The following is a 17,400-nucleotide window of genomic DNA, read 5'->3' as shown; positions in this document are numbered from 1 at the left end:
GGTCGGTTTCGCTTTATTGGATATCCCATGACTTCTGCTGTGTTGCCCCCCGGGGTGGCGTCTTCTTCAGCTTCGCCTCGCCGCACGCCGGTGCGGGTGTTGCCCGGCTTCAACCTCACGCTGGGCTTCACGGTGTTTTACCTGTGCCTGATCGTGCTGATCCCGCTGTCGGCACTGGTCTTCAAGACCTTCACGCTGACCTGGCCGCAGTTCTGGGAGGCGGTCACCGCGCCGCGTGTGCTGGCCTCGTACCGGCTCACCTTCGGCGCCTCGTTCATCGCGGCGCTGGTCAACGTGGTGTTCGGCTTGCTGGTGGCCTGGGTGCTGGTGCGCTACAGCTTCCCGGGCAAAAAGATCGTGGACGCGCTGGTGGACCTGCCGTTCGCGCTGCCCACGGCCGTGGCCGGCATCTCGCTCACCGCGCTGCTGGCCGGCAACGGCTGGATCGGCTCGCTGCTGGAGCCGCACGGCATCCAGCTCGCCTTCAACCCCAACGGCATCGTGATCGCGCTGATCTTCATCGGCCTGCCCTTCGTGGTGCGCACGGTGCAGCCGGTGCTCGAAGACGCCGAGAAGGAACTGGAAGAGGCCGCCACCTGCCTGGGTGCCACGCGCTGGCAGACCTTCAGCCGCGTGATCTTCCCGAGCATCGCGCCCGCGCTGCTGACCGGTTTTGCCATGGCCTTCGCGCGTGCCGTGGGTGAATACGGGTCGGTCATCTTCATCGCCGGCAACATGCCCATGGTGTCCGAGATCACGCCGCTGATCATCATCAGCAAGCTCGAGCAGTACGACTACGCCGGTGCCACGGCCGTGGCCACGGTGATGCTGATCATTTCCTTCGTGCTGCTGCTGGTCATCAACGGTTTGCAAAGCTGGCAGCGCAAGCGTTCGGCAGGGAACTCCCAATGAGTCAGAACACCATCCGCAGCGCCCAGCGCGGCACCACCGAAGCGCCCTGGGTGCGCTACACGCTCACCGGCGTCGCGCTGGTGTTCATGTTCCTGTTCCTCGTGCTGCCGCTGGCGGCAGTGGCGACCGAGGCCCTGCGCAAGGGCTGGGACGCCTATGCCGAAGCGCTGCGGGAGCCGGACGCCTGGTCCGCCATCCGGCTCACCTTCATCACCGCGCTGGTGGCCGTGCCGCTGAACCTGGTGTTCGGCGTGTCGGCGGCCTGGTGCATCGCCAAGTACGAGTTCAAGGGCAAGTCCTTCCTCACCACGCTGATCGACCTGCCGTTCTCGGTGTCGCCCGTGGTGGCCGGCCTGATCTACGTGCTGGTGTTCGGCGCGCAGGGCTGGTTCGGCCCCTGGCTGGCCGAGCACGACATCAAGATCGTTTTCGCCGTGCCCGGGATCATCCTGGCCACCATCTTCGTCACCTTCCCCTTCATCGCGCGCGAACTCATCCCGCTGATGCAGGCCCAGGGCAACGACGAGGAGCAGGCGGCGCAGGTGCTCGGTGCCACCGGCTGGCAGACCTTCTGGTACGTGACCCTGCCCAACATCAAGTGGGGCCTGATCTACGGCGTGATCCTGTGCAACGCGCGGGCCATGGGCGAGTTCGGCGCGGTGAGCGTGGTCTCGGGCCACATCCGCGGCCAGACCAACACGATGCCGCTGCATGTCGAGATCCTCTACAACGAGTACCAGTCGGTGGCCGCATTCGCCGTGGCCTCGCTGCTGGCCCTGCTGGCGCTGGTGACCTTGGCCATCAAGTCGGTGGCCGAGTGGCGCATGGAAAGCGAACTCAAGGCCCAGGCCGAGCTGCCGCCCGAGCGGCCCACCCCTGCGCTGGGCGCCACCGCCGGCAGCGCCCACTGACCTTCACCGGGAATCCCCATGAGCATCCAGATCCGCAACGTCAACAAACACTTCGGCACCTTCCAGGCCCTGCGCGACGTCAACCTCGACATCGCCTCCGGCGAGCTGCTCGCGCTGCTCGGCCCCTCGGGCTGCGGCAAGACCACGCTGCTGCGCATCATCGCGGGCCTTGAAACGCCCGACACCGGCAGCATCCACTTCAGCGGCGAAGACACCACCGACGTGCACGTGCGCGAGCGCAACGTGGGTTTCGTGTTCCAGCACTACGCGCTGTTCCGCCACATGAGCGTGTTCGAGAACGTGGCCTTCGGCCTGCGCGTGAAGCCGCGCGGCGAGCGCCCGAGCGACGCGCAGATCAAGCAGAAGGTGACCGACCTGCTCAAGCTGGTGCAGCTCGACTGGCTGGCCGACCGCTATCCCTCGCAGCTCTCCGGCGGCCAGCGCCAGCGCATCGCCTTGGCCCGTGCCCTTGCTGTGGAGCCTCAGGTGCTGCTGCTCGACGAGCCCTTCGGCGCGCTCGACGCCAAGGTGCGCAAGGAACTGCGCCGCTGGCTGCGCCGCCTGCACGACGAGCTGCACGTGACCAGCATCTTCGTCACCCACGACCAGGAAGAGGCGCTGGAGGTGGCCGACCGCGTGGTGCTGATGAACAAGGGCGTGGTGGAGCAGTGCGGTTCACCGCAGGACGTGTGGGACCACCCGGCCAGCCCGTTCGTGTACGGCTTCCTGGGCGACGTGAACCTGTTCCACGGCCGTGCACATGAGGGCTTGCTGCACCTCGATGGCGTGGCCATTCACACGCCCGAACACGCCGGCGCGCAGAACGCACAGGCCTTCGCCTACGTGCGCCCGCACGACCTCGACGTGCAGCGCCACACGCCGGGCGCCAGCGGCATCGTCGCCACGCTCAGCCGCGCCATCGTGGTCGGCCCCATCGCGCGCCTGGAGCTGCAGCCGGTGGAGAACAACCACCCGGCCGGGCACGACCCGCTGATCGAAGCGCAGATCCCCGCGTTGCAGTTCCGCGAGCTGGGCCTGCAGGAAGGCGAGACGCTCGTGGTGTCGCCGCGCAAGGCGCGCGTGTTCCTGCACCCCGAAAAGGCCTGACGTTCAGCGCGCCCGCTCCGCGCTGAACGCGGCCACCTCGGTGGACAGCTGCCGCGCGGCCGCCTGCGCCGCCGCGGCACCGGCCACCGGGTCGTCGCTGGTCGCGGCCACGCTGACGTCAAACTCCCGCCAGGCCACGGCCTGGCGCGTGGCGCTGTTCAGCAGCACGGCGCGCACGCTCAGGCGCACCTGGCTGGGCCGCTGGCTGAAGTCCTGGTGCAGGCGCAGCAGCTCGGTTTCCAGCCGCCAGCCGCCCGCAGCGGCCGACGGTGCGCGCAGCACGGCGCGAAAGCCTCCCTGGTCCTGCAGCGCGCGCACCAGCAAGGGGGCGAGCATCTGCGCCGGTGGCTCCACCCACTCGTGGAAGGCGAAGGCCTCCATCTGTTGCGGCCGTCGCTGGTAGACCATGCGCCGGCTGTCGTAACCCGGAGCCGCGCGCGGCAGGTCCACCGTGAGCGTGGGCGCGTCCGCGGCCGCCGTTCGCGCGCTGGCCGCGGGAGCCGAAGCGGGGCCGGTATCCAGCGTGAAGCGCGTGGGGGCGGGGGCCGGCTTGGGCAACAAGGTGCCGGCGCAGGCCGCCAGCAGCGGCAGCAGCGCGGCGAGCCAGCACCAGCGGGCAACGCCGCCGGCGCGGCCGGGGGGCAGCGCGTGGCGTGCGGGGTGGGGGTGTGTCATGGCGGGCTTTCTCCGGGGCCGGGTGTCGGCGCGGGGTTGCCCAGCAGCAGGCTGCTGGGGTTGACGGTGGTCTGTTCGCTCAGGTGGCGCAGCGAGGCCGAGAGCTGGTTCAGTTCGGCCATCAGCCGCGCCAGGTCGGGCAGGGTCTCGCTGCCCACCTGCTGCACGCTGGTGGCCGCGGCGTCGGCGGCCGCGCCGGCGCGTTGGCTGGCCTGCCCGGCCACCTCGGCCATGCGCTCGACGGCCTGCGCGCTGCTCTCGATGCGCGCCAGCGTCGGCCCCAGCTGCTCGCCCGCGCGCGCGGTCAGCCTGGCGGTTTTGGCGGCATCGGCGATGCCCGCGCTGATCGCCGCCTGCTGCCCGGCCAAGGCGCGGGCCAGCGTGGCGATGTCGGCCAGGCTGGACTTCAGCGCGGCCTGGTTGTCGGCACCGAAGACTTCATTGAGGTTGTCCGAGACGCGGTCCACGTTGCCCAGCACGTTGGAGAGCACGTTCTCCAGCCGCGCGCTCAGCGAGGGCTTGAAGGGGATGGTCGGCGCCACGCCGTCGGCCCCGGCCAGCAGCGGCGGCGAGCCGGCGCTGCCGCCGCTGATTTCGATGTAGGCGATGCCCGTGAGCCCCTGCGCCTTCAGCACGGCCACGCTGTCCTGCTTGATCGGCGTGCCGCGCTTCACGAGGAAGTGCAGGCGGACCTGCTCCGAGTTCAGCGGGTCGATCTCGATGCGCGCCACCTTGCCGACGTCCACGCCCATGTACTTCACGGGCGCGTCGACGTTCAGCCCCGCCACCGATTCTTCGATCACCGCCTGGTAGGCGTCCACCGCCTGGCGGCCGCCCAGCCCGGCCGCGAGCCAGAGCACGCCGGCCACCAGCAGGGCGCCGAGCAGCAGCACGAAGCCGCCGACCAGTGGGTAGTTGACCTTGTCGTCCATGTCGCTGTGTCTCTGTGTCTGGGTCAGGCCAGCGCAGAGGCCGCCCGCTGTGGCTCCCCGCTCGGCTGGTTGAAATAGGCCGCGACCGTGGGGTGCGGGTGGTGCGAGAGCGCGTCCATCGTGTCCAGCGCGATCACGCGGCCTTCGGCCAGCACGGCGACCCGGTCGCACACCCGCCACAGCAGCGCCAGGTCGTGGGTGACGATCACGATGGTCGGCCCGAACAGCGCGTGCGTGGCGAGGATCAGGTCGTCCACGCCGCGCGAGCTGGCCGGGTCCAGGCCCGAGGTCGGTTCGTCGAGGAACAGCAGCTCGGGGTCGAGCGCGATGGCGCGCGCCAGCGCCGCGCGCTTGAGCATGCCGCCGCTCAGTTCGCTGGGCCGCTTGAGCCCGGCTTCGGGCGGCAGGCCGGTCAGGGCCAGCTTCCACTCGGCGATGCGGTCGATCAGCGTGTGGTCGAGCGCGCTGTGTTCGCGCAAGGGCAGGCCCACGTTCTCCCGCACGGTGAGCGCGCCGAACAGACCGCCGCGCTGGAACATCACGCCCCAGCGCTTGCGCAGCGCCAGGCCCGGGGCGGCGGCCAGCGAAGTGAGGTTTTCACCGAACACGCGCACCTCTCCCGAGGTGGGCGCCTGCAGCCCGATCATCTCGCGCAGCAGCACCGACTTGCCCGAGCCGCTGCCCCCGGCCAGCCCCAGGATCTCGCCGCGCTTCACGCTCAGGTCCAGCCCCTCGTGCACGGTGTGGCTGCCGAAGCGGGTGCAGATCTGCCTGAGTTCGATCACGGGCTCGTCGGTGGGTGCCATCTCAGAGCCCCATCAGGTTGAAGGCGACCGAGAACAGCGCGTCGGCCACGATGATCGTGAAGATCGACTGCACCACGCTCAGGGTCGTCTGCCGGCCCACGCTGTCGGCGCTGCCCGAGGTGCGCAGGCCCTGGAAGCAGCCGACGGTGGCGATGATGAGCGCGAACACCAGCGACTTGCCCACGCCGATCAGGAACGCGGTGCCCTGCATCACGCGGCCGAAGCGGTCGACGAACTCGCCGAAGCCGATGTCCAGCTGCGAGCGCGCCATCACCATGCCGCCGAACACGCCGGTGATGTCGGCGAACACCGTGAGCAAGGGCAGGGCGATGGAAAGGGCGATGATCTTGGGCAGCACCAGGCGCTGCAGCGGGTCGATGCCGATGGTGCGCAGGGCGTCGACCTCTTCGGCCACCACCATGGTGCCGATCTGCGCCGCGTAGGCCGAGCCGGATCGCCCGGCAATGATGATGGCGCTGATCAGCGGCGCGAACTCGCGCAGCATGGCGTAGCCCACCAGCTCCACCACGAACACGTTGGCGCCGTAGTGGCGCAGCTGGTCGGCGCCCTGGTAGGCCACCACGATGCCCAGCAGGAACGAGGTCAGGCCGATGATGGGCAGCGCATCGAAACCCCCGATCTGCACCTCGTGCCAGATCGCGCGCAGCCGCCACTTAGCTGGATGGCGCATCACCCGCGCCGCCGCGATCGCGGTCTCGCCGATGAAGTGCAAAAACGACTGGGCCTGTTGGGCGGCGGCCACCGCGCGCCGGCCGGTGTGTTCGAGCAGGCCGTGTCGCGGTTCCTGCGTCAGGGTCTGGTCCGCGCCCGCCTGCACCTGCTGCATCAGCGCCGCCGCGCGCGGCGGCCAGGCGCGCAGGGCCGGCGCCGCGCTGCCGGCCGGCAACCAGCGTTGCAGCACCCAGGCACCGGCCGAGTCGATGTCCTGCAGCGCCGAGCCGTCCAGCGTGAGCGGTGGCGTGTCCGCGACCGGCAGGGCCTGGGCGTTCAGCAGCGGCCCCAGGCCCTGCAGCGTCCAGTGGCCGTGCAGGGTCCAGACCCCGTCCGGGCCCTGCGCGAGCGCGGCCGGTGTCGGGGGGGCGCTGGGTTCGGTGGGCAAAGGCGCGGACATGCGGCTGCAAGGCTGCGCTCAATGGCCGCTGGTGTCGGTGCGCTGTCGCACACGACCGCCGGTGCACCGGCGCGGCATGGCGAGCGCCGTCGGCATCGGCACGCTCACGCCATGGTCACCGCGACGAAGGCCAGCATGAAGATCAGCAGGGCGGCCATGATCGGCAGGACGAGGGGCATGTAGCGGACAACCGCTTCGAAGATGTCTTCCGCCTGTTCTTCAGCGTAGGCGCGCAACTCCGGGTCGGAGTATTCCAGCGGATGGTTGGACATCGCCTGGTCCGGGGGTGGGTGGATGTGCTGCATGGCAAGCTCCTGGCAAAGGTTCACCGGCAATGCGGCGGGCGCCGCCCGCTTGAGCCAACGGCGATGCCGCAGCCACAGCGTGATCCTTGCACGCGCCCGCGTCAACCCCGCCGGGCCGCCTCGATCGCCGCGATGTCGATCTTTCCCATGTCCATCATGGCCACGAACGCGCGCTGGGCCGCCGCCGGATCGGGGTCGGTGATCGCGGCCATCAGGGCGCGGGGCGTGATCTGCCACGACAGCCCCCACCGGTCCTTGCACCAGCCGCAAGCGCTCTCCTGCCCGCCGTTGCCCACAATCGCCTGCCACAGTCGGTCCGTTTCGGCCTGGTCGTCGGTCGCCACCTGGAACGAAAAAGCCTCGCTGTGCCTCACCCCCGGCCCGCCGTTCATGCCCAGGCACGGAATGCCCATCAGCGTGAACTCGACCGTCAGCACATCGCCCTGCTGGCCGGCGGGATAGTCGGTGGGCGCACGAAGCACCGCCCCCACCGCGCTGTCCGGAAAGGTCTCGGCATAAAACGTCGCGGCGTCCAGCGCGGTGCCGTCGTACCAGAGGCACATGGTGTTCTTGCTCATCATCTGGATGCTCCTGAAGGGGGACAGAGGCGGGTCGCCAGGCCGCTGGCGTACCCTGTGGTACCGCACCAAGGGGCGGGTGTTCACCACAGCGCCGGTCAACGGGCATCGTAGCGACGGATGAACACGTCGGGAAGGCTTCAGCCCGCCTCAGAAGCCCACCGCCATCCCGTCCCGCCGCGGGTCGCTCGCCGCCACATAGCCCTCCGCCCCCGGGTCGCCCAGGCGCCAGATGTACTGGCCCGCGCCGAAGTCCTGGTAGGGGTCGTTGATGCTGCGGGTCTGGTGGCCGAGGTCCTTGAGGCCTTGCACCACCGCCGGGTCCATGGCCGATTCGACGTTGATGTGCCGCCCGGCGTCGAAGCGCCAGCGCGGTGCGTCGCAGGCGGCCTGCAGGCCCTGGCCGTGGTCGAGCAGGCGCACGAGGGTCTGCACATGGCCCTGCGGCTGCATGTTGGCGCCCATCACGCCGAAGCTCATCACCGGCTGGCCGTCTTTCGTGAGGAAGGCGGGGATGATGGTGTGGAACGGGCGCTTGCCTGGCGCCACGAGGTTGGCGGTGTTGCGGCCGGGGCCAGCGCTGAGGTTGAAGCCGTGGCCCCGGTTCTGCAGGCTGATGCCGAACGACGGCTCCACCGCGCCCGAGCCGAAGCCCATGTAGTTGCTCTGGATGAAGCTCACCATCATCCCGTTCTCGTCGGCGGCGGTGAGGTAGACCGTGCCGCCCTTGGCCGGGTTGCCGGCACCGAAGTCCTGCGCCTGCTTCATGTCGATCAGCTTCGCGCGTTCGCGCAGGTACGCCGGGTCGAGCATCTGCTCGGCCGTCACTTCCATGGTGCCGGGTTCGGCGACGAAGCGGTACACGTCGGCAAAGGCCAGCTTCATCGCCTCGATCTGCAGGTGCTGCGCGGCCACGCTGTCGACCTTCATGGCCGCGAGGTCGAAGTTCGAGAGGATGCCGAGCGCGACCAGCGCCGCGATGCCCTGGCCGCTGGGCGGTATCTCGTGCAGCGTGTGGCCCCGGTAGTCCTGCCCGATGGGCGTGACCCACTCCGGCTGGTAGGCCGCGAGGTCGGCTTCGGTCAGGGCGCCGCCGTGTTCGCTCGCGAAGCGCGCGAGCGCCTGCGCGATGGGGCCTCGGTAAAAGGCCTCACCCTTGCTTTCGGCGATGGCGCGCAACCCACGCGCCGCCGCCGGGAAGCGGAACAGCTCACCCACCTGCGGCGCGCGACCCCAGGGCAGGAAGGCCTGTGCAAACCCCGGCAGCGATTGCAGCTCGGGCGTGGCCGCGGCCCACTTCTGCCGCACCACCACCGGCACCGCGTAACCCCGCTCGGCCAGCTCCATCGCCGGCTGCATCAGGTCGGCGAACGGCAGCTGGCCGAAGCGCTCGCTCAGCGCCACCCAGCCCGCCACCGCGCCAGGCACGGTGACCGAGTCCAGCCCGCGCTTCGGCGGCGTCAGCGCGTCGGCGCCGTGTTTGCGGTGAAAGTAATCCGGCGTCCAGGCCATCGGCGCCGGCCCACTGGCGTTGAGGCCGTGCAGCTGTTGCCCGTCCCAGAGGATGCAGAAGGCGTCCGAGCCCAGGCCGTTGCTCACCGGCTCGGTGATGGTCAGCGCTGCGGCGGTGGCAATCGCCGCGTCCACCGCGTTGCCGCCCTGCAGCAGCATGCGCAGCCCGGCCTGCGCGGCCAGCGGGTGCGAGGTGCTGACGACGTTGCGCGCGAACAGTGGCAGGCGGGTGCTGGGGTAGGGATTGGGGGTGTGAAGGTTCATGTGTACAGATTCAGATCAAGGGCTGGGCTCTTACCATTGCGAACACGCGGCCGCCATGCGGATCACCGCATATTGAGCCATGCACCACTTCTTTGGGCGTTCAAATGTCTTCTTCATCTCCCGTCCCCATGTTTGACCAAGGGGACCCCAGCCGCGACATCCCGACCTGGGGATGGATCGGCACGGTGCTGTTTTTCTCGGGCATTTTTGTCTTGACCCAGGTGCTGGCCTATGTCGGGACAGGAGCTACCGCCACGGCCCTGTTCCCTGAGCTCAGCGAACAAATGCTGCAGGACTGGTTGACCGGATCGAAACAAAACGGATCGCTGACCGCCCTGTTCCTTCTGTTGTCGGCACTGATGGGCATTCCCCTGTTGCTGCTGGCGGCCCGCTTGCGAAAAGGCACGCGGCTGGCCCAATATTTTGCGTGGCAATCGGTGCCGTGGCAGGCGGCTTGGCGGTGGGTGATGGTCACGCTGGTCCTGGCCTTGTGCTGGGACCTGGTGGCGGCTCTGGTGGGGCGGCCGGTGGTCCATGACTTCATGCGTCAGAACATCGAGTCCGCCCATTCCCAACTGTTGCTGCTGCTGGCCATGGTGGTCGCTGCTCCTGCATTCGAAGAAGCCTTGTTTCGCGGTTTCGCGTTCGTGGGATTGAGCAAAAGCGCATTGGGCGCCCGAGGTGCCATCGTTGTGACGGCGCTGGTGTGGGCACTGATCCATCTGCAGTACGACTGGATCGACAAGGGGATGATCTTTTTGATCGGCCTGCTGCTGGGCTGGGCGCGGCTCCGATCCGGTTCCCTGTGGGTACCCCTGTTGATGCACGCGGCATTGAACGCCTTGGCGTACTTGGAGTGGGCGGTGCTGGAGAGGGTATTTGCTTGACCGATCACGATCAAGCCAGGGTTGAGTCACGCCGCTCGTCTCGCTCGTTTCGCTCATTTGCGTTTCGCGGTCTGTGCCTCAACCCCCGCTGCGCAGCAGCATCGCCGGGTTGAGTCGCATCTGCGCCAGCAGGTAGCGCGCGCCCATGCCCAGGCTCAGCGCGCTCACACCTGCCGCCGTCAGCAGCCCGCTCCAGTACAGCCCCGCCGGGCTCATGTCCAGCCGCCACTGCAGCAGCGCGGTGGCCAGCGCGCTGCCGGCCAGCAGGGCAAAGCCGGCGGTCACGGCGGCCAGCAGCGCGTATTCCCACACCAGCACGCGCCGCAGCAGTGAGTGCCGCGCGCCCAGCGCGTGCATCACCGTGGCGTCGTAGAGCTGGCGGCTGCGGCTGGCGGCCACCACGCTGGCGAGCACCAGCAGGCTCGCGGCCAGGCACACACCCGCCACCACCGCCAGCCCGCCGCTGGCGCGACCCATCAGCGCGCGGGTCTCGCGCAGCATCGACTCGGTGCGCGCGGTGGCGATGTTGGGCGCGGCTGCCGCCAGCCGGTCCTGCGCGTCCAGGGGCTGGTCGGTCGGCATCCAGGCCGCGCCCACGTGGCGGGTGATGAAGGGGTCCAGCACGCCGTCGCTGAAGATGGCTTCGAGCCACAGGCGTGACTGCATGCGCCGCTGGCTGTAGATGGCACTCAGCGTGGCCTCCACCGGCTGGCCCATGATCTCGAAGCGCAGCCGGTCGCCCACCTTCAGGCCCAGCCCGTCGGCCTCGGTGTCTTCCATCGCCACCAGTGGTTCGCCCGCGTGGTCCAGCGGCCACCACGCGCCACGGTCGATGACCACGTCGTCGAAGTTGCCGCTGCGGTCGCTCAGCTTGTGTTCGTCGTGCGACTCGCGGGCGCGCTGGCGGTCGGTTTCGTCGTTGCCGCTCGCGCGCAGCGCCTCGCCGTTCACGGCCACCAGCCGGCCCAGCACCAGCGGCGCCGTCTTCACCGCTTCCAGGCCGGGCGAGGCCTGCAGGGTCTCGCGCAGCAGCGGGAGCTGATCGGTCTGCACGTCGTAGAACACCAGGGCCGGCGCCTGCTCGGGCACCGTGTCGTTCACCGTGCGCAGCAGCGTGGCCACCACCAGGGTGCAGGCCACCAGCAGCGTGAGCGCCGAGCCCAGCGAGAGCAGGGCGGTGCGCAGCGGCGAATGCGGCTGCTGCAGGCCGGCCAGCGCCAGCTGCAGCGGCAAGGGCAGGGCCGGGTGGTGCTGCAGGCGCGCGGCGGCGCGGCGCAGGCCGCGCGTGGCGAGGTCGAGCACACCCAGCAGCGCGGCCGTGGTCAGCACGAAGGCGAGGCCAAAACGCGGGTCGGGCAGGGTGGCCACCAGCAGCGCCAGCGTGGCGCCGGCGACGGCGGCGGTGAGCCAGCGCGCGCGGCGCGGCGTGTGCAGCGCCTGCCCCTCCACGCCGCGAAACAGGGCGGCCGGGCTGACCGACAAGGCGCGCCCCAGCGCCGGCAACGAAAACGCCAACGCCGTCAGCACGCCAAACACCAGCGCCAGCAGCGCGGGCGGCCACAGGCTGTGCAGCAGCAGCGTCACCGGCAGCTTGTCGGCCGCCAGCTGCGCGCCGGCCAGCGCCAGGCCGATGCCCAGCAGCGCGCCGGCCGCGCTCGCCAGCACCGCGAGCAGCCCGATCTGCAGCAACACAAACGCGGCCAGCCGGCCGTCGCGCAGGCCCAGCGCGCGCAGCGTGGCCAGGCTGGTGAGCTTGCCCTGCAGGTAGGCCTGCACGCTGTTGAACACGCCCAGGCCGCCGATGAAGAGCGCCGAGAAACCGATCAGCAGCAGGCCCGAGCCGATCTGGCCCAGCACCTCGGCCATGCGGTCGCTGCGCTCGTCGAAGCTGCGGGTCTCGGCGTCGATCGCGGGGAAGGCGGCGATGAAGCTGTCGCGCCACGCGTTGGCCGGCTCGGTGGTGCGAACGCGGTAATGGTGCTCCACCCGGCTGAGCGGCTGCACCAGGCCGGTGGCCATGAGCGCGCCCTCTGCCACCAGCACCGGGGCCGCGCCCCAGTCGGCGCGCAGGCTGCGGTCGGGCTGGCGCACGGTGAGCGCGCGCACGGTCAATGACAGGTCGCCGACCTCGATGCGGTCACCGGGCTTCAGGCCCAGGCGCGTGGCCAGCGCGGCATCGACCGCCGCGCCCCACTGGCCTTCCCGCTGCGCAAGGGTGTCGGCCAGCGTGCCGGCCGGCTGCAGCGCCACCGCGCCGTACAGCGGGTAGGCGGCGTCGGCGCTCAGCAGCTCGATCAGCTGTGCGCGGCCGCTCTCCAGACGCAGCATGGTGCGCAGCTCGATCACGCGCGAGACGGTGCCACGCGCCTGCATCCAGGCCAGCGCCTCGGCGGGCAGCGGCTGGGGCGATTCGACCTCCACGTCGCCGCCGAAGATCAGCCGCGCGTCGTGGCGCAGCGCGTCGGCCACCTGGCGGTACAGGCCGCCGCCCGCCGCCACGAGCGACACGCCCAGCACCAGGCAGGCGACAAAGATCCAGAGGCGCCGGCCGCTGGCGCGCAGGTCGCGCCAGGCCAGGTCAAGCAGGAAGGGCATGGCTCGCCTCCGGCTGGCGGGTGGTCGGGGCCTCGCGCCCCTCCAGCGTTTCATGCAGCTGACCGTCGTGCAGGCGCAGCACGCGGTCGCAGCGAGCGGCGAAATCCAGGTCGTGCGTCACCAGCACCAGGGTCGTGCCCAGCTCGCGGTTGAGGCTGAAGATCAGCTCGCGCACCGCCCCAGCCGTCTGGTCGTCCAGGTTGCCGGTGGGCTCGTCGGCCAGCAGCAGGCGCGGCCGGTGCACCAGCGCCCGCGCAATCGCCACGCGCTGCTGCTCGCCGCCCGAGAGCTGCGAAGGCCGGTGGTGCATCCGGTCCCCCAGGCCCACGCGCTGCAGCATCTCGGCCGCCGCCTCTCGCGCGCCGCTGGCCCCCGCCATCTGCAGCGGCAGGGCGGCGTTGTCCAGCGCGCTCAGGCTGGGCAGCAGGTGAAAGCTCTGAAAGATGATGCCCACCCGCTCACGCCGCAGGTCGGCCAGGCCGTCGCTGCTCAGGCTGCCCAGGTCGGTGCCGTCGATGCGGATGCGCCCTGCGCCGGGCCGCTCCAGGCCCGACAGCAGGAGCAGCAGCGAGGTCTTGCCCGAACCCGAAGGCCCGGCAATGGCCACACTCGTGCCCGCCGCGATGCGCAGGTTCACATCGCGCAGCACCTGCACCTGGCGGGTGCCGATGGTGTATTGCATGGACAGGCCATCGGCCTCGATCAGGTGGGTGTGGGGCATGGGGGGTGTGAGGGGCTGGGCGGGGCAAAGTTCAAGGCCTGTGCATTCCGGGACGATTCCACTTGGAGTCGGGCGGTGATTCAGGCAAGGCCTGCCGCTAGAAGCTGGAGAGGATGGCTGGTCACCGGTGGCTCAGCCGGTGGATGGACGGCTTGGTTCTACCCTTGGCGACCTTTCGGGCGACCGAAAGCGCCAAGGACACCGGACGAATGAGGCTGAGGGGTTTCGCGGGTTGCATATACCTGTATAAATGACAGGTGTTCGCGCGCAACTGGTTGATTTGATTGCGCTTTCTGGGAAATGACGTGACCGGAATATCCAGCACAGTTCAGAATATCCCGCAAGTTCTGCGGGATTCATTACTTTAGGCGTCTCAATCGCAATGCGCACCACTCTCTCTGCTCGAAAGTACAAGCAGCTTGCGCTGGAGTCACTGCGAAACTCGCTACGTCTATTGAAAGACGCGATGTCGCTGTATCAAATCGGCTCGTATCCAAGTGCTTTTCAGCTCGCCGTTCTGTCTATGGAGGAGTACGCAAAGGCAAGATGGGTTGACCACATCTACTATGAATCGCTGACCAACACCGGCTTGCCCTGTGAAGAGCTTGAACAGGAGCTGTTGAAGTCGATGTATTCGCACACTGAGAAGCACGGGGCATTTCTTTGGGAGTACTTCGAGTTCTCGCCAAACCTTCTTCGCGCGGCGCGAGAAGGAAAGCTTGAACAGAAGAAGCAAGCTGCCACGTATGTCGGCCTTCCGAAGACCCGCAAGCGAGTTGATGTCAACGCACGAATTTCGCTTCCAAGCTCTATAAAACAGGCGGATGCCAAGCAAATGATTTCCATAGTCGCCACGGAGATCAAAGATGTGTACAGGCTTCTGGAGAAGAACGATCAGTACTTCGGGATCGAATCGCTTGACGAAGTGGTTATGTCACATGAGGCGATGTTTGCTTTCGCATGGCGTCACAGGTCGGGCCTCAAGTCGCCAAAGTTTCGGTCATCGCATGGCCTCAAACCACTCGGGGTGAAACGTGCGCCAAAAGCCGCCTGACCTTTCCATCGAGAGGACGCCACACGGCAAGCCGTGTGTCGCTTCTCATGTCAAACGATAGGCAGCACAACCGATGCCGTTCGACTCCACCCGTCTGCTGCGAGTGCGTCCGTACCTGTACCACCTGACAGCTGCGAACAATTTGCCGTCAATCGCCAAAGAGATGGAGCTTCGCTGCGCGCGGGCACTTCTCGAAGGCGCCGGCCTCTCGTACAGAGCTTCAACGAAGCGGCAAGAACACCTTCCCATACGGGCCAATGGCGGCACAACACTCATCCGCGATCAGAAGCCGCTGATTAAAGGCGCCATTGAGTTCGAAGAAGGCTGGAATATGGCGCGCTTTGTGGAGCACATCAACGAGCACGTCTTCTTCTGGCCTGGTCAATCGTCGGGTCCAATTGACCACGGTCTGAATCATTTCAAGCGTTACCGCGATGAAGGCCCGGTCATCCTGCGCTTGCCGACCGCCAGCCTGATCGCGATGAACCTCAAGTTCTCACGCTACAACTCAGGTGCGCCGCGCTGCTCGGGTGGTAAGTACAGCCCGCGTGGTGGTAGTACCTACCTGCCAGCGAGCGAGTTCCCTGGCACCCCATCTGAGATAGTTGAAGTCGTGTCTGTCCAAGCATGCCCCCTACCTAGCAGCGTGGAGGTGTCGTACAGCCCGGAAGGCCCTTGGCGGCCGCTGCGAAGTGCTGCCTAACCCTTTGCTCTAGCGGACGACCACTGGCCAGCGCGCTCGCCGGTGGTCGCCACTTAGCTCAAAAGTTGAGCGACTCCTTCAAGTCCCCGGCACCGCCCAAACGCGCTGCCCGCCAATCGCATGAAAGCACCTGCCAGGCGCAGCCGGCAGGGCGTGCCCTCCAGTGAACGCACCAAAGGCCGGCAGCACGGCCTGGCCCGGTTCGCTCACGAAGCAGGGCAGGCGCATCGCGTCGCGCGCGGGGCCGCTGAGGTGGCAGACCGGGTGCAGGTGGCCGGCGAGCACGAAGTGGGTGGCGTGGGTTTGTGGGTGGTGGCAGCAGGCGAAGGGGCCGAGCAGCCAGGGCTCGTCCACCACCTCGATGCGCGCCTCGGGCGGCGGGTCGCCCGCGCGGTGATCGTGGTTGCCGCGCACCAGGGTCATCGTCACGCTGCGGTGGCGTTCGCGCCAGTCGCTCAGGGCCTTGAGCACCGGGGGCGTGCGGCCGGTGGCCGCGTGCAGGAAGTCGCCGAGGAACACCAGCCGTTCGGGGCGGTGCAAGGCGTTGAGCTCGCTCAGCCGCGCGAGCTTGTCGCGCGTGGTGCGGCAGGGTCAGGCGTAGTCGTACGTGCCGCCTTTTTCCAGCGCACGCTTATAGGCCGGGCGGGCGTGGATTTTCTTGAGCCAGGCCATGGTGGCGGGCCGCGAGGCGCCCAGGCCGCCGCGCGAGACGGCGGCTTCGAGCGGGAAGCTCATCATGATGTCGGCGGCGGTCATCTGCTGGCCCGCGAACCAGGGGCGTGAGGCGAGTTCCTGCTCGATGTAGTCGAGGTGCACATCGAGCATGGGCTGGACTTTCTTGATCGCGATGCTGCCCAGCACGGGGATCTTGGACATGGCCAGGATGAGCAGCAGCATGGGCATGACCGAGCCCTCGGCATAGTGCAGAAACTGGCGGTAGCGGCGCTGGCCCACGCCGCTGTCGGCCGGGCCGAGCTGGCCGGTTTTCTCGACCAGGTATTCGCAGATGGCGCCGGTCTCCACCAGCTTCACGGCGCCGTCTTCCAGCACCGGCGACTTGCCCAGCGGGTGCACCTTCTTGAGCTCGGGCGGCGCGAGCATGGTGCTTTTGTCGCGCTCGTAGAAGCGGATGTCGTAGGGCAGTTCCAGCTCTTCGAGCAGCCACAGCAGGCGCTGCGAGCGGGAGTTGTTGAGGTGGTGGACGGTGAGGGTCATGGCGGCGGCTCGGGGGGTGGGGAAGGCCTGCATTGTGGTGCGTGGGCGGGAAGCTTGCACGCTGTGCGTGGCTGGCCCGCAGTGGGGCCCGGTGTGGCCATGCGGTCACCCGGCTTCACCGCATGGCCCGGACTGAGGTCAAGGGCGTGGGCGCGTCACCCACCAGGCCGATGCCACGATCAGCAGGCCACCGAGCCAGCCTTGCAGCGTGAGGCGGTCGCCCAGCCAGGCCACCGCGATCAGCGCGCCCCACAGCGGCTCGCTGCCCATCAGCAGGGCCACCCGCGAAGGGCTGGTGCGAGACGCCGCGTGGTTCTGCACGAAGAAGGCCAGCAGGGTGCACAGCAAGACCAGGAAGGCCATGGCGCCCCAGAAAGACGCACTGCTCGGCAGCGGCGTCCACACAGGGCCTTGCACGGTGACCATCAGCAGCCCCGAGCCCAGCGTCATCACGCCCATCTGCACCGCCGTCATCGTGAGGGCGGGCAACCCGTGGCGCTGTCCGTGGCGCCGCGTCAGGCAGACCATGACCCCGCGCAGGAAGGCGGCCAGCACCATGAGCGCATCGCCCCACGCCAGCGCCTTCACGCTGCCGCCATGCTGGAATGCCAGCAGACCCGCGCCCAGCAGCGACAGCGCTGCGGCGGCCATCACCGCGCTGGTGGGCCGGGCCTTGAGCAGCCACCATTCGCACAAGGGCGTGAACGCCACACACAGGCTGATCAGGAAAGCCGCGTTCGACGCGGTGGTGAGCGAGACCCCGAAGGTCTCGCAGACGAAGATCGCCAACAGGTTGGCGCCGAGCAGCGAGGCCCCGGCCAGCGCCGAAGGCCAGGACGCCACGGCCAGACCGCGCAACGCGGGCAACAGAAGCAGGAAGGTCAGGCCGAAGCGCAACAACAGGAACTGAAGCACCGGCACCTGATCGGTGGCGATCTTGGCGGCGCTGTAGCTGCCGCCCCAGACGATGGCGACGAGCAGCAGCAGCCATTCGGCGGATGGCAGGCGGGGCCATGGAGGACGGGACGAAACGGTGGCAAGCGACATGCCCGGATTGTTCGGCCGCACCCGCTGGCCGACTAGACTGCCCG

General features: G+C 68.6%; 17 protein-coding genes and 1 pseudogene. 6 read left to right on the top strand and 12 right to left on the bottom strand.

Features of this window, described 5'->3' with window-relative positions:
- Window positions 1-27: 27 nt before the first annotated feature.
- Genes cysT through IM738_RS13050 form a run of 3 tightly spaced genes read left to right on the top strand, consistent with a single transcriptional unit; the run spans window position 28 to window position 2,930 of the window.
- The gene (gene cysT / locus IM738_RS13060; protein WP_236961182.1) at window positions 28-912 is read left to right on the top strand and encodes a sulfate ABC transporter permease subunit CysT; all 885 of its coding nucleotides are present in this window, start codon (window positions 28-30) and stop codon (window positions 910-912) included.
- Complete coding sequence (cysW, locus tag IM738_RS13055) at window positions 909-1,823, top strand: sulfate ABC transporter permease subunit CysW (RefSeq protein ID WP_236961181.1); 915 nt, start codon at window positions 909-911, stop codon at window positions 1,821-1,823. Before cysT ends, cysW begins: the two co-directional genes overlap by 4 nt.
- A gap of 18 nt (window positions 1,824-1,841) precedes the next feature.
- On the top strand, window positions 1,842-2,930 hold the full coding sequence (locus IM738_RS13050; protein ID WP_236961180.1) for a sulfate/molybdate ABC transporter ATP-binding protein: 1,089 nt from the start codon (window positions 1,842-1,844) through the stop codon (window positions 2,928-2,930).
- 3 nt (window positions 2,931-2,933) lie between these two features.
- On the opposite strand, the gene IM738_RS13045 is transcribed toward IM738_RS13050, so the two are convergent.
- From IM738_RS13045 to IM738_RS13015, 7 genes are all read right to left on the bottom strand, one after another.
- Window positions 2,934-3,605 carry an ABC-type transport auxiliary lipoprotein family protein gene (locus tag IM738_RS13045; protein WP_236961179.1) on the bottom strand — a complete coding sequence of 224 codons (672 nt, stop codon included), beginning with the start codon at window positions 3,603-3,605 and terminating at the stop codon, window positions 2,934-2,936.
- Entirely contained in the window at window positions 3,602-4,537 is a 936-nt protein-coding gene (locus IM738_RS13040; RefSeq protein WP_236961177.1) for an MlaD family protein, read from the bottom strand. The genes IM738_RS13045 and IM738_RS13040 overlap by 4 nt, the downstream gene beginning before the upstream one ends.
- A 23-nt stretch (window positions 4,538-4,560) precedes the next feature.
- The gene (locus IM738_RS13035; protein ID WP_236961176.1) at window positions 4,561-5,343 is read right to left on the bottom strand and encodes an ABC transporter ATP-binding protein; all 783 of its coding nucleotides are present in this window, start codon (window positions 5,341-5,343) and stop codon (window positions 4,561-4,563) included.
- A gap of 1 nt (window position 5,344) precedes the next feature.
- A complete protein-coding gene (locus IM738_RS13030) occupies window positions 5,345-6,475 on the bottom strand; it encodes an ABC transporter permease (RefSeq protein WP_236961175.1) in 1,131 nt (376 codons plus the stop codon).
- Between the two features lie 104 nt (window positions 6,476-6,579).
- Window positions 6,580-6,780: a hypothetical protein gene (locus IM738_RS13025; RefSeq protein ID WP_236966462.1), complete on the bottom strand. Its 201-nt coding sequence runs from the start codon at window positions 6,778-6,780 to the stop codon at window positions 6,580-6,582.
- 101 nt (window positions 6,781-6,881) lie between these two features.
- Window positions 6,882-7,361: a VOC family protein gene (locus IM738_RS13020; RefSeq protein ID WP_236961174.1), complete on the bottom strand. Its 480-nt coding sequence runs from the start codon at window positions 7,359-7,361 to the stop codon at window positions 6,882-6,884.
- Window positions 7,362-7,508: 147 nt separating this feature from the next.
- Window positions 7,509-9,134: a gamma-glutamyltransferase family protein gene (locus IM738_RS13015; protein WP_236961173.1), complete on the bottom strand. Its 1,626-nt coding sequence runs from the start codon at window positions 9,132-9,134 to the stop codon at window positions 7,509-7,511.
- Window positions 9,135-9,262: 128 nt separating this feature from the next.
- Here IM738_RS13015 and IM738_RS13010 point away from each other — a divergent pair, with 128 nt between their 5' ends.
- Window positions 9,263-10,021: a CPBP family intramembrane glutamic endopeptidase gene (locus IM738_RS13010; RefSeq protein WP_236961172.1), complete on the top strand. Its 759-nt coding sequence runs from the start codon at window positions 9,263-9,265 to the stop codon at window positions 10,019-10,021.
- Between the two features lie 78 nt (window positions 10,022-10,099).
- Here the strand turns inward: IM738_RS13010 and IM738_RS13005 are convergent, their stop codons facing one another.
- Both IM738_RS13005 and IM738_RS13000 read right to left on the bottom strand, forming a co-directional pair.
- On the bottom strand, window positions 10,100-12,616 hold the full coding sequence (locus tag IM738_RS13005) for an ABC transporter permease (protein WP_236961171.1): 2,517 nt from the start codon (window positions 12,614-12,616) through the stop codon (window positions 10,100-10,102).
- On the bottom strand, window positions 12,600-13,337 hold the full coding sequence (locus tag IM738_RS13000) for an ABC transporter ATP-binding protein (protein ID WP_236961170.1): 738 nt from the start codon (window positions 13,335-13,337) through the stop codon (window positions 12,600-12,602). The genes IM738_RS13005 and IM738_RS13000 overlap by 17 nt, the downstream gene beginning before the upstream one ends.
- A gap of 382 nt (window positions 13,338-13,719) precedes the next feature.
- On the opposite strand from IM738_RS13000, the gene IM738_RS12995 reads away from it, so the two are divergent.
- Window positions 13,720-14,391: an AbiV family abortive infection protein gene (locus tag IM738_RS12995; RefSeq protein ID WP_236961169.1), complete on the top strand. Its 672-nt coding sequence runs from the start codon at window positions 13,720-13,722 to the stop codon at window positions 14,389-14,391.
- Between the two features lie 73 nt (window positions 14,392-14,464).
- Window positions 14,465-15,094, top strand: a complete 630-nt coding sequence (locus IM738_RS12990; RefSeq protein WP_236961167.1) for a DUF7002 family protein — start codon at window positions 14,465-14,467, stop codon at window positions 15,092-15,094.
- Between the two features lie 78 nt (window positions 15,095-15,172).
- Here the strand turns inward: IM738_RS12990 and pdeM are convergent.
- From pdeM to IM738_RS12975, 3 genes and pseudogenes are all read right to left on the bottom strand, one after another.
- A pseudogene (gene pdeM, locus IM738_RS12985) lies at window positions 15,173-15,673 on the bottom strand (ligase-associated DNA damage response endonuclease PdeM); the annotation flags it as partial.
- A 12-nt stretch (window positions 15,674-15,685) separates the two neighbouring features.
- Window positions 15,686-16,309: a glutathione S-transferase family protein gene (locus IM738_RS12980; RefSeq protein WP_236961166.1), complete on the bottom strand. Its 624-nt coding sequence runs from the start codon at window positions 16,307-16,309 to the stop codon at window positions 15,686-15,688.
- Between the two features lie 138 nt (window positions 16,310-16,447).
- Window positions 16,448-17,356 carry a DMT family transporter gene (locus tag IM738_RS12975; RefSeq protein ID WP_236961165.1) on the bottom strand — a complete coding sequence of 303 codons (909 nt, stop codon included), beginning with the start codon at window positions 17,354-17,356 and terminating at the stop codon, window positions 16,448-16,450.
- Window positions 17,357-17,400: the final 44 nt, after the last annotated feature.

Origin of the sequence: Hydrogenophaga sp. SL48, assembly GCF_021729865.1 — a bacterium.
In the GTDB taxonomy this organism is placed as follows: Bacteria; Pseudomonadota; Gammaproteobacteria; order Burkholderiales; family Burkholderiaceae_C; genus Hydrogenophaga.
This window is presented reverse-complemented; position numbering and strand designations above follow the sequence as displayed.